Origin of the sequence: Alkalibacterium olivapovliticus (assembly GCF_003003275.1) — a bacterium.
GTDB classification, from domain to species: Bacteria; Bacillota; Bacilli; order Lactobacillales; family Carnobacteriaceae_A; genus Alkalibacterium; species Alkalibacterium olivapovliticum.
In genome coordinates, this window is record NZ_PVTO01000002.1 from 169854 (window position 1) to 185413 (window position 15560).

Consider the following 15560-nt stretch of genomic DNA (forward strand, 5'->3'; position numbering starts at 1 on the left):
TCTTTATTTTTCTAATGATACTTTTGTCAATTTATGCTGTTTGACCATTTTAATGCTGTAAGTGACAATTGTTTTGATTATGGCAAACAATGGGACCCCGATAAGCATCCCCACCAGTCCGGCTATGTTAGCTGATGCCAGCAAGACCAGTATAACCGTTAGCGGATGGATTGACAGAGATTTCCCGACTAAAAACGGCGTAAAAAAATTGCTGTCCAGCTGCTGGACAATGAGCACAAAAACAGCAGCCAGGACTGCCCTTCCAGGTGATTCGATCAATCCAACTATCACAGCTGGCCCAGCCCCAATAAACGGTCCAACGTAGGGTATAAAGTTCGTTATAGCAGCAAATACTGACAGTAAAAAAGCAGATGGCATTCGAACAATTGAATACAGAATAAACAATAAAATACCGACTAAAAGTGAGGCCATCCCTTTTCCAGAGACATAGCTCGAGATTGTTGCATCTGTCTGAACGATCATTTCACTGACATTTTCTTTAAATTTCGCTGGTGTTAGATCCACTACAAATGGCAGGAATTTCTTTCCGTCATAGAGCATATAAAATAGAATAACAGGAACTGTAATTGAAATAAATGCAATTTCAGTAAACATTGCGATGGCTCCGCCGACACTGGAGACTATACCTGTAAGAAACTGAGAAGTGATTTCCCTTAACCACACTTCTAGATTGTTTAGAGCTGCCTGGATATCAATTTGCTGCATCCATGGTTCCTCCGCCAACCTTAAAGAATACGTTTCTAATTCTCTCACAAAATCAGGTATGCCGGAAACGAGGTTCGTAGTCTGTTCAATAAGCATCGGGATACCCATCAGAACAGTTATAACCAGCACGCCCATAAGCAGAATCATGACAATAGCTATTCCAACTATGCGTTTAACTCTCATTTTCTCTAAAACTTTGACAACAGGATTCAATAAATAATAAAGGAATCCAGCTATCAGCAGCGGCATAAACAAAGCAGTTAAAATACCGACTAGTGAGTTTAAAATAAAATCAATCTGTTGAAGAACAAATATCAGTACAGAAACAGCTAGCAACCAAATGGTCCAGAACATTAATTTAGATTTCTTCCAATCCACCACATTATTCTTCCTTTCATTTAGCTTTCCTTCTTATTATAGGTTACTCCTCTATATAATGAAAGGCTAGTTTCACCATTAAATTGACGAATTTATTAAGAATTGATATAGTTAAATCTACTTTTAGAGGGAGTTGACTGTCAATGATATTTAAAACCACTACCGATACTTCGAGCGCTATCTACTCAGATGCACTAAGTATAAGAAAGACTATTTTCATTGAAGAGCAGCATGTAGACGAATCTCTTGAAATAGATGAACTGGAGGAATTCACCTTACATATCGTCGGGTACCTGAATGATTCTCCAGCTTGTACAGCCCGTCTCTATAAAAAAGAGGACGGTGACATTAAGGTTCAACGCGTTGCTGTATTAAAAGCTTATCGGAATCAGGGCACGGGTCACCTCCTTATGGCTAAGATTGAGCAGATTGCTAAAACAGATCTTCAGGGCAAGAGACTAGTACTGGATTCTCAAGACCATGCTATTCCTTTTTATGAAAAGTGTCAGTTCACAGTTCAAGGTGATGGATTCCTAGATGCAAACATTCCCCATCACTTTATGCAAAAAGAAATAGACAAGCGGTAAAACGCTTGTCTATTTCTTTAAGGTCAACTGTAATTGCTCCATGTCCTGCGGCAGCGGTGCATGTACCGTTACTTCTTTTTTAAAAAATGGATGCATAAATCTGATTTTGTGACAATGAAGTGCCTGTCTTTTTATCAGCTCCTGCTTTTCATTGCCATAAAGCGAATCACCTAAAAGCGGGTGACCGATATGGGCGAAGTGCACTCTGATTTGATGTGTTCGCCCTGTATGAAGCTGAATCTTAATTTTAGTCGCTTTTTCAAACCGGTCCATCACCCAGTATTCTGTTCTGGAAACTTTACCATCAGGATGAACTTCCCGTTTGATAATTGAATCCTCGGCTCTGGTAATCGGTTCATCTATTAAACCATGCAGCGATTCTATGGTGCCTTCAGCAAAAGCAATATATTCTTTGTAGACTTTCTTTTCTTTAAACAGCTGATCCATAAAGGAATGAGCTAGTGTATGCTTGGCAAAAATCATCACACCTGATGTGTCTTTATCGAGCCTGCTGACAGTATGAATCGTCTGATGAAAATAATCTTTTCTCTCAATGTAGCCTTTAATCCTGTTCGCAACTGTGTGATCAGGATAAAGAGAAGACGGTACAGAAGCAACATTGCTTATCTTATTGATAAAAATATAGTGCTCATCTTCGTAGATGATATCTAAATTTTCATGAGATGAATTCAACTGCTGGCTTCCATCTTCTTTAGGAAGAACCAGGGATACTCTATCCCCCTGGTTCAACTCTTCACGCACTCTAACTGCTTGATCATTTACTTTTAAGCTTCCACCCTGAAACTTAACTTTGCTCAGAATTCGCTTAGAAATATGCTGCTGTTTAAGAAAAGATTTCAAAAGAAGTGTTTCATTTTCTTCTTTAGTTACGGTCCATTCAATTTCCATTATTCTTTTTAGCTCCCAGAAATGCGTCTTCTACCCTGTTCCAGAAATGGGTATGCTGATACTGCGCAAAACGGATCCGTTCATCAGCTATGCGAAATTTCAGGAACTCAATTTTTTCTTCATCTGATACCAACTGGTCCACAGTCAATGTGAAATTAGTCGGTTCAATCGGTTTGATTTTGATCCATTCATCTGGTGCTATCACAAGAGGAGAACTGAGTGTTCTAAATACTCTGTTATTTAGTGAGGCCATCTCTGTCAATTGCAAGGCTTCAAGGCGGGGGTGTAAAACTGCTCCACCTACAGATTTATTGTATCCAGTAGACCCCGTTGGTGTAGAGATACATAATCCATCCCCTCTGAAGCGTTCAAAATGTTCGTTTTTTATATAGACGTCACAGACTAATGTTCCATCTACCCGTTTGATCGTCGATTCATTCAGCGCCAGAAAATGTTTAGCCTTTTCACCGTTCTCATAAGTAACTTCTACGTCAAGCAGCGGATACTGGATATATTCTCCATTATCATTTTCAAGACTAGTGACCAGCTCTTCAATATTATACTCCCGCCAGTCTGTATAAAATCCCAAATGACCTGTATGTACCCCGATAAACCTGACCTGGTCCAGTAAATGAGCATACCGATGAAAAGCAGACAGCAGTGTCCCGTCTCCCCCTACAGAGATGACAATTTCAGGGTTCTGCTTTCCTACTTCAAAAGAAGCCTTTAACAACAAAGCTTTCAGTTTTTCACTGACCTTAATTGATTCTTTAGTATAATTGTGTACAACTGCTATCCTCACTGATAAACCCTTCCTTTAACTGCTAATCTTTTGTAAACCGGTAATTTTCCTGTATCCCTTTAATCTCATCTCTGATAGTGGACATTTCTTCATCAAGCTGGAAAGCTGATTCTGCAGCTTTTTGAAGTCGATTATTGATTTCAGAAGGATATTCACCCTGATATTTATAGTTCAGTGAATGCTCGATCGATGCCCAGAAATTCATAGCCAGCGTTCTAATCTGTATCTCTACCAGCACGACCTTCACTTCATCAATCAACTGCACAGGATACTCACATATTAAGTGGTAAGACCGATAGCCGCTCTCTTTTTTATGTGTGACATAATCTTTTTCATATACGGCGTTCAAGTCATTTCGACTTTTCAGCATATCGACAACATCATGAATATCCTCTACAAATGGACACATGATCCTGATTCCAGCTATATCTTCCATCTCTGTTTCAAGTTCATTCAATGGAATTTGTCTCGTTTTAGATTTGACTAAGATACTGTTTATAGGTTTGACTCTTCCTGTTACAAATTCAATTGGTCCATGTTCTTTCCTTAACACATACATATCTCTAAGGCCGCGTAATTTAACTTTTAATTCATCAACTGTTTGCCTGTAAGGAAGCAGGAAAAGTTCCCAATCTCTATCCATATCCTCTACCTTCTTTGCTGTTTTTTAATGTAAATTCTTGTTACTATTGTACCATACTCTTATTGAATAAAATAATAACGAGGTTCCCTACGGAAAGGAATGAACAGATGACTCAGGAAATTGAAATCGAATTTAAAAATCTATTGACCAAAGAGGAATACGATTTGATTCTGAATGACTACTTTACTGATCTTCTTGATTTTTATACACAGAAAAACGTCTATTATGATACAGCCTCTTATGAGCTAAAAGGTGCCAAGTGTGCTTTGAGAATCAGACTAAAAGACAATATGGCTGAATTTACATTAAAATCTCCTCATGAAGGTCATCATAAAGAACTGAATATACCACTATCTCAAAAAGAAGCTGAAGACTTAATCTCCTCCCAGTCGATCTCAATCCCTATTCAAATCAGTGCGTTTCTAAAAGCTGACTATCAGCTCGACATCGATCACGTTCTGAAAATAGCCGAGCTCACTACAAAACGGATCGAAAAGGATTATAAAGAGTGTCTGATCGTCCTCGACAAGAGCTGGTACAGCAACACTGTAGACTATGAACTTGAGGTTGAAGCACCTTCTATCGCGCTTGGAAAAGAAGTGTTCAGTTCAATTCTAAATCAGTATGACATTCCTGAAAGAGAGACGCTCAATAAGATAGCACGAGCCAGAAACGCTATAAAAGACGTGGAGTGACCCAAATGTGACGATTCTGTCACAAGGTTTTAGTTTTTTCAATGTATTTTAGGCAGATTATTATATATTATATGGTTTGTTTGTTAGTCTATATATTGTAATCAGCAATAATTAACTGGCTGACAATTAGAACAATCAGACGTAAAGCGTATAATCTTATATAAAACTAAAATACAAATTAGGTGAGTGTTGACTATGTTATTAAATGAAATTATTGAAGTGTTCTTGTTCGTAAATCCATTAGGTACAACTTGTTTTGAGTCAGAAAAACTGATTGAGTCTTTTTCAACTGAACGAAATGAAAAAGTCAAAGTCCGTTTTATCCCACTTTTAAATATTCGCTCAATTGGAAATATGATTAAAGGAGAAACAGACGGATCTCTGGAAAACAGAAATCAACTGTATACGGACTCCTATCACGCTAGCTTAGCATTTCAAGCAGCTTCTATGCAGGGTAAGAAAAAAGGAAGAAAATTCTTAATGACGCTTCAGCAGAAAGTTATCACTGAAGGCCGTCAGGTAACAAATGATTTAATTCTTCATATCGCTGACATGATTAACTTGGATATCGAAATGTTCGAAGAGGATCTTGAATCTGATTTTACTAAAAAAGCCTTCAATAAGGATCAGAAACTTGCTCTGGATATGAATATAACTGAATCGCCATCTTGTGTTGTCTTTTCGAACAAAGATACTAAACATGGCTACCGTATCGACACATCCATTACCAAACAACTTCTTCACGGGCTTTGTAATGATCAGACTAGCGCTATAAATGAATCAGCACCAAATCATTTATCCCTTTTTCAGATGGTATAAAAAAACGTCTTCCAGAACCTGGAAGACGTTTTTAATTTACCCTTCTTCTATTGCATTCAGTGCTTTTTCTAATTCGTCTACTCTTTCTTCAAAAACTGCCATCGCTCTTACCAGGTATTCCTTATCTGTCATATCGACTCCAGCTTTTTTCATTACTGCTATAGGAAAATCACTGCTCCCAGCCTTTAGATACGTCAGGTATTTTTCAAGCGCGCCTTCTTCTTTCTTCAGTAGTTTGTCCGCTAAAGCAGTTGCTGCACAAAATCCTGTTGAGTATTGATAGACATAATAGTTGTAGTAGAAATGCGGAATACGTGCCCACTCGTATTGAATCTCTTCATCTTGTTCAACTGATTCACCATAATATTTAGAATTAATCTCACTGTAGTTTTTACTTAAGAAATCAGCTGTTAATGGTGTTCCTTTTGCTGACTCGACATGCATGAAGTGTTCAAACTCGGCAAATTGAGTCTGACGGAAGACTGTGCCTTTAAATCCGTCAAGATAATGACTCAGCACATAAGCACGTGCCTTAGGATCCTTAGTTGTTTCAAGCAAATAGTCTGTCAGCAAGTTCTCATTTGTTGTGGATGCAATCTCAGCTAAAAAGATTGAGTAGTTTCCATATACATATGGCTGGTTATTTCTAGTGAAGTAGCTATGAGCACTATGCCCCAGCTCGTGCACCAGTGTGTATAAGTGATTTAATGAATCGTGCCAGTTGAGAAGGATATAAGGATTAGTATCGTATGCACCAGAAGAATACGCTCCACTTCTTTTCCCTTTATTCTCGACTACATCGATCCAGCTATTGTTGAACGCTTTATCCAGCACGCCCTTATACTCTTCACCTAGAACACTCAATCCTTCGAGTGTTTTATCTTTTGCCTCTTCATAACTGTATTTCAGACTTGCTTCTCCTGTAATCGGTGTATACAAATCATACATATGCAGGTCTTCCAGTTTCAGCACTTTTTTACGCAACTCCATATAGCGGTGAAGCAACGGCAAGTTTTCATTGACTACTTCAATTAGTGTATCATGCACTGCTTCAGGAATGTGATTATCCGCAAGTGCACTCTCTCTGGCAGAATTAAAATGATGAACCTTAGCCTGATAGTTGTGATTTTTTACTGAAGCTCCAAGTGTACTTGCAAATGTATTTTTGAAACTTGCGTATACCTCATACATTTTTTTAAAGGCTTCTTTTCTAACATTCCTGTCAGTACTTTCAAGCAATTCTCCATACATACCGTGTGATAACTGAACTGGTTTTCCATCTTCACCTTTTACTTCAGGAAACTGCAGGTCAGCGTTATTCAAAAGACTGAAAGTCTGGCTTGAAGAGCTAAGAATTTCACTTGCACCTGCCAGCAATGCTTCCATTTCTGACGTCAGTACATGTGCTTTGTTCGCTGTCATTTGTTCGATGTAATGTCTGTATTCAGTTAGCTCAGGTTCAGTGTCGAAATAGCCCGAGAGGACATCTTCTTCCAGTTCAATTACTTCAGGTTCAAACCACGAAGTCGCTTCTTGTGTTTGAGCAATAAGGTATCTCGCTTTATCATTCATTGCCTGGTAAGTACTGTTCGCTGTGTCCTGATCATTTTTTAAATGAGCATAGACGTATAGAGAACTGACTTTTCTTGATAAGTTCAGCATCGTTTCCAGCGCTTTTAAAAAGACGCCCGATCCGTTATTTAGTGTTCCTTGATAGTCTTTCACTTCGCTTATTTTTCCCTGTAAAGCATTAAATTCTTCTTCCCACTTCTCATCTGTTTTATATATAACAGACAAATCCCAGGTTAATTCTTTAGATAACGCTTCTCTTAAAGGTAATGTTTTGACCTCTGCCATCAAGCTTCCTCCTAATAATTTAAGAATAATTTAATGATAACATAATTTGAATTTGAATAGAATAATCAATAAAACTTATATTGTCACTTCCGGGACTGTTTCACAATTAAAAAAGGAATGATCCCTGTTCACAAGCCATTTCGACGAACTCAACGGGATCAAAAAGTGGTTCTGAATGAGTACTTCCATAAATTCATTAAAAGGATTCATATAATAATCACCAGTTATATTAGGACAGCGGTAAAGCGAAAGGGAGTGTTCCTTAATCATGACCTCTACCCGATTCTTGACCATCCGTCGAGTTACAACTACTCCCTTTTTCAGTTGTCTCAGCCAGATCATAAATCTTAATTTCCATTCAAAGGATACTGTTCTGATCATCCAGTCATTCGATAGACAATAGTGAATTTCGACCGGTAGTCTATCAAGTATCAGCCGATTGATATAGACATACTGAAAAAAGGAAAAATAGGATGGATTACGGTATGACCGCATTAAATGCAATTTAGATATGTTCCTTTTAATCTCACTTTGAGTGATCGTATGAATGAAGGGTTCATCCGCCCCGCAGATTTCTTCCCCAAGAATAGCCGATTTTATCAGTCGTTCAGGATTGTTCTCTATTTGACAGTGCAGATTTATACCTACCCTATAATATTTCAGCTGATGTTTTCCTGATTCATAAAGATAAAAGCAGTATCTACCTCTTGTAATTTCTCCGATGAGAGAACGCTGCAAGGCTGTCAGCTTATCCTTTACAGTCAACTTACTTCCTGCAATCCAGATAACACTGATGCCCAATTGGTGATACCCCATTGTTCTACTGCAAACTTCATCGATTGAAATTTTACTGCACTGGTATTCAACTGCAATAACTGTCTGATCCACCGTAATCAGAATGTCTGCTCTCTGACTGATTTCCGGAAGAAACACTTCCAGTTTTGCTTCTATCCCCTTGGAGAGGATCCAATTATATAAATTTAATTTACCCTGTAAGTGCTCAACTGTTTCGCCTTCTGAATACCTTGAGCAAATGCTGTTTTTCAGGTGTGCAAAATGTGCCACCTTTAGGTCACCTTTTTTTAAAACAACTTTCGCCCCGCACCCTGGACAAGTGAATCTATTTTTACGTTCAGCAAACGTGGCCAGTGTTGCTGTTCCTTCGTTGTTGATTGCGATTAACATATAAACAACCTCCAAGAAAAAGCTATACTTATATCATTAGCCATTAATTAATTTTCTCACTAAAAAAAGCCACAAAGAATTTAATCTTTGTGGCTTGCTTTATTTAATTAAAGTAAAAACGCGTCAATTCCAATGCATTTGTCTTCATAATTCTGTCTGCATATTCATTTAATACTTCTGATGAAATCGAACTTTTCTCACCGTACTCAAGTGCAATAGCCAACTCATCTTCACTCGTTTTCTCATTCATCTCATCTACAAAGAATACTAAGTGCAGATAGTAACTATTGTTGTAAGTGTATAAACTGGTGGATCCACTCTCTAAATAAAGCGCTTGAGCCAATTGAATCATTTGCTCAAAGCTTTTTAAGACGACAATAGCTTCTCTCGTCTCATTATCATATTCTTCCACTTCGTCAATCAAATCCTCGACAGACTGATCTGTAGGAGCGTCAGTAGATGTATGGTCACTTAAACCATCTATCTGGTTTAGGTCTTCCTTGAAATTGGCCCCTTTGCTGATGAATAATTCTAATCCATTATTATTGGGCATAACTTGAAATGTGACTGCTTCTGATTCTTGAAATTCTTCATCAATATCAACTTCTTCTAAAATGCTATAGAAGAATTTTTCAATCTGCTTCTGGTTTCCCAACAAGTCTAAAAATGTGATACCGCGTTCTTCAAGATCTGTATTTTCGATTATCACTCGAATAGTATCTTCATTGATATGTTCAATTTCCATTATCCCGCACCTCACAATTCTACGGAGCATCTTTACTCCATTTGGGATGGTTAATATTCTTCTGTAAATAAAAATAGTCCAGTCAGACTGCACTTAGATTATTATACAAAAGCTAGCTCTCAAATACAAGCTATGTATACAATAAATGTATGGCGTTAGAGTTAATTTTAAAAAGAACCGACAATTCTGCCGATTCTTTTCAGATTAACTATTTAAAAAACTGTCTCCGATCAAACTTGAGATAATGCTACCAGTTTTTGAGCTTTTTCTAGTTCCATCGCTCTCACTTCTCTCGGTACGAACTGTCTGATTTCATCTTCGTTGTATCCTATTTGTAAGCGTCTGTCATCTAGTATGATCGGTCTTCTAATCAGTGTAGGATTATTCTGAATAATCTCAAATAATTCTTTCATAGACAAATCATCTAAATCTAGATTCAACTCTTTAAAAACTTTGGATCTCTTGGAAATAATATCTTCTGTTCCATCTTCAGTCAGTCTCATAATTGCTTTAATTTCATTAATCTCTAAAGGCTTCAGATTAACTATTTAAAAAACTGTCTCCGATCAAACTTGAGATAATGCTACCAGTTTTTGAGCTTTTTCTAGTTCCATCGCTCTCACTTCTCTCGGTACGAACTGTCTGATTTCATCTTCGTTGTATCCTATTTGTAAGCGTCTGTCATCTAGTATGATCGGTCTTCTAATCAGTGTAGGATTATTCTGAATAATCTCAAATAATTCTTTCATAGACAAATCATCTAAATCTAGATTCAACTCTTTAAAAACTTTGGATCTCTTGGAAATAATATCTTCTGTTCCATCTTCAGTCAGTCTCATAATTGCTTTAATTTCATTAATCTCTAAAGGCTCATGTGCCATATTTTTTTCATTATAAGGGATATCGTACTCCTCTAACCATGCTTTTGCTTTTCTGCAAGATGTACAGCTGGGTGTTGTATATAATGTGACCATTATGTATTTCTCCCTTCGTTTGTGTAAGTCCTGAATACTTGTTATCAGTTAATTGATTACAATTAATACTATATATCAATTGTGAACACTTGTAAACCCTTTTCGACATATATTTGACTAAAATTTGCATTTTTATTCCGAAAAACATACAAATGGTTGATATAAAGCCTTTTATCAATATACAATTATATCGACTCAACATGCAGATTATAATCAATACAATCTGCATGTACTAAAAAACTCGCCACCAGCTTTAAGCCAGCGACGAGTTTCCAGTTCAAAGTGAAAGTTTATCATTAATAAAGGAGCTCTACAAGTTCCTGAATGTCGACCTGTCCAAAGTATTTCTTTACGTCAATAGTCTCAAATTTAGCAGTCAGTGCTTCGCGGGTATATGAAGTGCCTCGAAGTTCTTCTTCCACATCTTTAATCTCGCCTAATCCAAAGAAGTCTCCATATATTCTTATATCATCTATATTCCCTTTTCTTACATTCATTTTTACTTCCACGGTTCCTACAGACAGTCGTTCGCTTCTCTCCATATCAAATGCCGGTGATTTTCCGTAATTCCACTCCCAATTGGCTGTATACTGATCAGCAAACGCTTCTATCCTCACCCAGTCTTTTTCGGTAAGGGTATACTCTTTAATGCTGTCAGTCGTATCTGTATTGAAAATATAAAGCAACAGTTTATCTCTAAAATCTTTTGCGTTCATAAACTGATACGAATCATCCAGATAAGGCTTGATATTCGTAACACGACTCCTGATTGATTTTATCCCTTTAGATGCCAGCTTATGCTTTTTAGGTTTAAGTGCTTTTACAACGGCCTCTATTTCCGAATCGAACATGAGTGTGCCATGAGCTGTCAGGCGACCATTTTTAGCATACATTGCATTCCCGGAGAACTTTTTATCATCTATTACTAAATCGTTCCGACCGCGCAGTTCTGCCCCCTCAACACCCATCTGATGAAGTGCATCTATAACTGGAGACGTGAATTTTTTAAAATCTCTGAATGAATTACCATCATCTTTAGTAAGAAAACAGAAATTTAAAACACCCATATCATGGTAAACTGCTCCGCCACCAGAAAAGCGACGCACTACAGTTACCCCATTTTCGTCTACGTAGGAGGTATTCACCTCTTCATAAGTATTCTGGTTTCTCCCCACGATGATCGAATTATCATTGATATAAAATAACAGAATCGGTTCGTCAAGTTCTACCTCGTTCAAAAGATAATATTCTATAGCTAAGTTGATTCGTGGGTCGTGTATTTCCTTACCGTCTCTCTGGTTCTTTACGTAATACATAGTTATCTGCTCCTTAAATATAGTAATGGGTATCTTTTTTTGCTAATAAAACTTCAGTGTCTACTGTCTCCTCTTTAGCTTCCTGCACTAGATCATCCAGATTACCCTCCTGAGGTAAGTGGGTGAGAATCAACTTTTTAACCTTTGCTTTTCTTGCGATGGATCCGCACTCTTTTGATGACATATGCACACTATGATTTTCCATTCCTTTATAAAAATTGCTGTCCGCCAGTAAACAGTCTGCAGCTTCAGAGAATGCATTAAATTCTTCTAAAAATCCAGAATCTGCTGTAAACACGAGAACTTTCCCGCTGGATCTTTCAGTAATTTTCAGGGCAAAACAAGGCACTGGATGAAGGGTCTTCATATGCTGAATGACAAAAGGGCCTATTGTTGTCTTCTCATCATGATTGTACGCTATACCTTCACTGACATTTTCAAACGTCATCTGTTTAAAGTGGATCTCATCTTCGTCATGACTGTATATAGGCAGCAGTGATGCTTTGTTTCCATGTTTGTCTCTTTTCAGTAGACGAGTAAATTGAAGCACACCCAAATCAGCTATATGATCATGATGATAATGAGATAGCAGAACAGCATCTAACTCTAGCGGGTCTAAATGGTTTTCCAGTGTCAACAAACTATAACTGCCTGCATCAATCAACAGATGAAAATCGTCGGATTCAAGTAGGTAAGAGCTCGTACCAGTATTATTCGTTGGGTAGCCACCATAACAACCTAAAACAGTTAATTTCATCTTAGCGTCTCTCCTTTAGTTAGTATTACTTATAGAATACGTTATATAAGAAAAAAAACAACCAAATCAGCAGTTTTCACTCCTCACATGGTTGTTTTTTATCTATTATTCGCTGATCAACGGGACAAAAAAACTATTTTGTGTTTTCCAGATAATCTAATACAGCTTCTGAAGCTCTATTCGCCTGTTTTATACAACTGTTGACCCCAAACCCATTCATGCCATTGCCTGCAAGGTACATACCAGGGTACTTTTCATCTAAAAATTCACTTAAATTTTTAGTTTTCTCTTCATGATTGACAGAAAAATGAGGAATGGCGTTAGGCCATCTTTTAATAATTCTGTAATTAGGTTCCTCTTGGATCGATAGCATTTTATTCAAGTCTTTAAGAATCGCTTCTTCAATCTGCTTATTGCTGAGAGACATCATTATACTATCAGTACTTCTGCCAAAATATATCCCCAGTAGCTCTTCATCTTTATCCGCATAATGCGCCCATTTTTTATTCAGCCATACTACACTTTGAATATACGAGTTATTTCTTCTAACGGACAGCACGCCATTCCCTTTTGGTTTCTTCTTAATTGACCCCTTAGGGAAGCTAAACAAGACAAACCCAATCGATCCCATTTTAATGTCTTTAAAATAGTCACTTAACTGGTTATCCGACAGAATCTGATTATAGGCCCCAGAATCAGTTGCCACGATCAGACTATGAACTCTAAGCTGTTCTTTTTTATTAATATCGATTATATAGGTGTTGTTTATACTCTTTTTAATATCAGTCACTTTTTTTGAGTAGCGTATGCTGCTTTCTACCTTTTCAGTGAGTGTCTTAGTCAAAGTTTCTAACCCTTGAGTAAAGGTAATATAATTACCGTTTCCATCTTTTAATTCCGGGTGAGCTTCAAGTGCTCTGGTTAACGTCCCATGTTCTTTTTCAAGTGCAACGATAGGCTCATTCAGACCTTTTATCCCAATTTCATCAATATCACTTGAATATATCTTAGAGAAAAAGGGTTCTGCAACGTATTCTGACATTTCTTCCCCAATACGCTGAGCAAAGTATTTCTTAGTCGTCACATCCGACCCCTCATCAGATCGCGAAAAATAAGTGTCCTTAAGAAAAGACAGTTTCCCTTGAAAAGAAACCAAATCGAATTTCCAGATATCTGTTCTTTTAACAGGAATACCTTTATATGTATCACAGTCAAGTTGATATAATTTATTAAACGCAAAAATATCTGGTTTACCATTTCTACTATATTCCAGCTGATCCAGCAGATTAAGCTCCTCAATCAGTTCCATTGCTTCAGGCTGGCGTGTATCAATGGATTCAGCGCCTAAATCAATGTACTGTTCACCAAATTTCATAGTGTACAGTTTGCCACCAGAACGGATAGAAGACTCCAGGACTATAACTTCATACGGAAGTTCGTTTTTTTCTACTTGCTGCTGCAACCGGTATGCCGCAGTTAGGCCGGTAATACCGCTACCTATAATCGCAATTCTTTTTTTAGCCTTCTCCATCCATGACACCTCTCGTCTACACTTTGATGTGATTCGGTAAATACTATATATATATAACTAATATAACTGATAATTCTGTTAATGTGAGCACTTCTTTCTAAAATACTCAGCTTGATCACCAATACAACTTAGGAATATCTTATACATTATACCATGAAGAAGTTAAAAATGTGGTCTATATTTTGTCATTTGTGTTAAAAATAAAAGACCTTATAACTACCAGTTATAAACTGATTGTTATAAGATCATCTTATTAATTATTTAATGCGTCTTTAGCTTTGTTTGCTAATGCAGCAAATGCATCTGCATCGTGAACAGCTAAGTCAGCCAGCATTTTACGGTTCATGTCAATTTCAGCTAATTTCAATCCGTGCATGAATTTAGAGTAGCTTAATCCATTCATACGAGAAGCAGCATTAATACGTGCAATCCATAATTTACGGAAGTTACGTTTGTTTTGCTTACGGTCTCTATATGCGTACATGTATGATTTCATTACTTGCTGTTTTGCAACTTTGAACAAGCGATGCTTCGCACCATAATATCCTTTAGCTAATTTTAAAACGCGATTACGGCGTCTGCGAGTTACGACTCCACCTTTTACTCGTGCCATTGTTTTTCCTCCTTCAATACAATCCTAATCTCTAATACTTATTTCATTTTTGCAAGTTGTTGTTTGATGCGTTTAAAGTCACTCTTAGAAACCAGTGTTGATTTACGCAATTTACGTTTTTGTTTCTGAGTTTTGTTTGCAAACATGTGGCTACGTTTTGCGTGACTTCTTTTCAATTTACCGGAACCTGTTTTTTTGAATCGTTTTGCTGATCCTTTATGCGTTTTTTGCTTAGGCATTATTGATTTCCTCCAATACTCTCTCTATATTTATCAAGAAACAAACGATAGGCTTATTTGCTTCCTGTTATTTCTCACTTTTCGGTGCGAGCATCAAGAACATGCTGCGGCCATCCATTTTAGCCTTAGATTCAACTAGTGAAATATCAGATGTTTCTTCCGCCATACGTTCTAACACTACACGTCCAATTTCCTTATGAGTAATAGCTCGTCCTCTGAAACGTATAGAAACTTTGACTTTATCGCCTTTTTCCAGAAATTTACGTGCGTTACGCAATTTTGTATCAAAATCATGGTCATCGATAGTCGGACTCAAGCGAATCTCTTTAACGTTGACAATCTTCTGATTCTTTCTTGCTTCACGTTCTTTTTTCTGTTGTTCATAGCGATATTTACCGTAGTCCATTATACGTGCCACAGGTGGTTTCGCGTTAGGGGATACAAGTACAACGTCCAGATTGGCCTCTTCTGCTAAGCGAATGGCTTCTTTACGCGGGACTACCCCTATCTGTTCACCGTCCTTACCGATCAGGCGCAGCTCGTTTGCACGAATACGATCGTTGACAATCATGTCTTTAGCTATGGTGGTCACCTCCAAAGTATTTGCGAGAAAAGCACAGAAAAAGACGGATCTCCTAATTACTAGAAGTCCCGCCTTTTCTCCGCATCAAGCATATAAAGTCATATGCTTTTATTATATACGTCCATATCTGCCCGGGGATTATTTTATCCTCTAAGGCGAGAAGCGGGGGCTTCTGCTTTGTTTTCTCAACTTATATATCAT

At 37.5% G+C, this 15560-nt stretch carries 17 protein-coding genes and 1 pseudogene; 3 read left to right on the plus strand and 15 right to left on the minus strand.

Features of this window, described 5'->3' with window-relative positions; translation table 11 throughout:
- Window positions 1-3 precede the first annotated feature (3 nt).
- Window positions 4-1104 (minus strand): AI-2E family transporter, encoded by a 1101-nt coding sequence (locus CLV38_RS01830; protein ID WP_146128981.1) that lies wholly within the window; start codon window positions 1102-1104, stop codon window positions 4-6.
- A gap of 143 nt (window positions 1105-1247) precedes the next feature.
- On the opposite strand from CLV38_RS01830, the gene CLV38_RS01835 reads away from it, so the two are divergent.
- Complete coding sequence (locus tag CLV38_RS01835; protein WP_106190731.1) at window positions 1248-1691, plus strand: GNAT family N-acetyltransferase; 444 nt, start codon at window positions 1248-1250, stop codon at window positions 1689-1691.
- Window positions 1692-1700: 9 nt separating this feature from the next.
- On the opposite strand, the gene CLV38_RS01840 is transcribed toward CLV38_RS01835, so the two are convergent.
- The 3 genes from CLV38_RS01840 to yjbM are packed head-to-tail and all read right to left on the minus strand — an operon-like array spanning window position 1701 to window position 4045.
- A complete protein-coding gene (locus CLV38_RS01840) occupies window positions 1701-2600 on the minus strand; it encodes an RluA family pseudouridine synthase (RefSeq protein ID WP_106190733.1) in 900 nt (299 codons plus the stop codon).
- A complete protein-coding gene (locus CLV38_RS01845) occupies window positions 2590-3402 on the minus strand; it encodes an NAD kinase (protein WP_106190735.1) in 813 nt (270 codons plus the stop codon). The genes CLV38_RS01840 and CLV38_RS01845 overlap by 11 nt, the downstream gene beginning before the upstream one ends.
- A 22-nt stretch (window positions 3403-3424) precedes the next feature.
- On the minus strand, window positions 3425-4045 hold the full coding sequence (yjbM, locus tag CLV38_RS01850) for a GTP diphosphokinase (RefSeq protein WP_106190738.1): 621 nt from the start codon (window positions 4043-4045) through the stop codon (window positions 3425-3427).
- Window positions 4046-4152: 107 nt separating this feature from the next.
- On the opposite strand from yjbM, the gene CLV38_RS01855 reads away from it, so the two are divergent.
- Complete coding sequence (locus CLV38_RS01855) at window positions 4153-4740, plus strand: CYTH domain-containing protein (RefSeq protein WP_106190741.1); 588 nt, start codon at window positions 4153-4155, stop codon at window positions 4738-4740.
- Window positions 4741-4935: 195 nt separating this feature from the next.
- Window positions 4936-5559 (plus strand): DsbA family protein, encoded by a 624-nt coding sequence (locus CLV38_RS01860; protein ID WP_106190743.1) that lies wholly within the window; start codon window positions 4936-4938, stop codon window positions 5557-5559.
- A 36-nt stretch (window positions 5560-5595) separates the two neighbouring features.
- Here the strand turns inward: CLV38_RS01860 and pepF are convergent, their stop codons facing one another.
- The 11 genes and pseudogenes from pepF to infC all read right to left on the minus strand — a co-directional run bounded on the left by pepF (window position 5596) and on the right by infC (window position 15347).
- Window positions 5596-7416: an oligoendopeptidase F gene (gene pepF / locus CLV38_RS01865; RefSeq protein ID WP_106190746.1), complete on the minus strand. Its 1821-nt coding sequence runs from the start codon at window positions 7414-7416 to the stop codon at window positions 5596-5598.
- Between the two features lie 75 nt (window positions 7417-7491).
- Complete coding sequence (locus tag CLV38_RS01870; RefSeq protein ID WP_106190749.1) at window positions 7492-8601, minus strand: competence protein CoiA; 1110 nt, start codon at window positions 8599-8601, stop codon at window positions 7492-7494.
- Between the two features lie 103 nt (window positions 8602-8704).
- The gene (locus CLV38_RS01875; protein WP_106190751.1) at window positions 8705-9346 is read right to left on the minus strand and encodes an adaptor protein MecA; all 642 of its coding nucleotides are present in this window, start codon (window positions 9344-9346) and stop codon (window positions 8705-8707) included.
- A 230-nt stretch (window positions 9347-9576) separates the two neighbouring features.
- A pseudogene (spx, locus tag CLV38_RS01880) lies at window positions 9577-9882 on the minus strand (transcriptional regulator Spx); the annotation flags it as partial.
- Window positions 9883-9912: 30 nt separating this feature from the next.
- Window positions 9913-10320: a transcriptional regulator SpxA gene (spxA, locus tag CLV38_RS01885; protein WP_106190756.1), complete on the minus strand. Its 408-nt coding sequence runs from the start codon at window positions 10318-10320 to the stop codon at window positions 9913-9915.
- 296 nt (window positions 10321-10616) lie between these two features.
- Window positions 10617-11636: a lipoate--protein ligase gene (gene lplA, locus CLV38_RS01890; protein ID WP_106190758.1), complete on the minus strand. Its 1020-nt coding sequence runs from the start codon at window positions 11634-11636 to the stop codon at window positions 10617-10619.
- A 13-nt stretch (window positions 11637-11649) separates the two neighbouring features.
- Entirely contained in the window at window positions 11650-12393 is a 744-nt protein-coding gene (locus tag CLV38_RS01895) for an MBL fold metallo-hydrolase (RefSeq protein WP_106190760.1), read from the minus strand.
- Window positions 12394-12526: 133 nt separating this feature from the next.
- Window positions 12527-13924, minus strand: coding sequence for a protoporphyrinogen oxidase (gene hemG, locus CLV38_RS01900; protein ID WP_106190762.1), 1398 nt, complete (start codon window positions 13922-13924; stop codon window positions 12527-12529).
- 253 nt (window positions 13925-14177) lie between these two features.
- Complete coding sequence (gene rplT / locus CLV38_RS01905; protein WP_106190765.1) at window positions 14178-14537, minus strand: 50S ribosomal protein L20; 360 nt, start codon at window positions 14535-14537, stop codon at window positions 14178-14180.
- Between the two features lie 38 nt (window positions 14538-14575).
- On the minus strand, window positions 14576-14776 hold the full coding sequence (rpmI, locus tag CLV38_RS01910) for a 50S ribosomal protein L35 (protein WP_106190768.1): 201 nt from the start codon (window positions 14774-14776) through the stop codon (window positions 14576-14578).
- Between the two features lie 67 nt (window positions 14777-14843).
- Complete coding sequence (gene infC, locus CLV38_RS01915; RefSeq protein WP_106190827.1) at window positions 14844-15347, minus strand: translation initiation factor IF-3; 504 nt, start codon at window positions 15345-15347, stop codon at window positions 14844-14846.
- Window positions 15348-15560: the final 213 nt, after the last annotated feature.